General features: G+C 51.7%; 1 pseudogene. It reads right to left on the bottom strand.

Annotation, left to right across the window (positions count from 1 at the left end):
* A pseudogene (locus LJE09_RS17870) lies at positions 1 to 201 on the bottom strand (hypothetical protein); the annotation flags it as partial.

Here is a 201-nt window from a genome sequence, read left to right as displayed (position 1 = left end):
GAAGAAGTAGCAGTTACGGATCCACCGCTAATGGTAATGTCACTGCCGGTACCCCTATTATTGCCTCCACCAATTCCGGCACCAGAACCAGAAGTAGCCTTTACGGATCCACCGTTAATGGTAATGTCACTGCCGGTACCCCCGTTAGATCCTCCGCCAATTCCGGCACCAAAAGAAGAAGTAGCAGTTACGGATCCACCG

The organism is Blautia sp. DFI.3.45 (genome assembly GCF_020593505.1).
Taxonomy (GTDB): domain Bacteria; phylum Bacillota; class Clostridia; order Lachnospirales; family Lachnospiraceae; genus Blautia_A; species Blautia_A wexlerae.
Note: the sequence above shows the minus strand (reverse complement) of the source record. Positions and strands in the feature narration are given on the sequence as shown.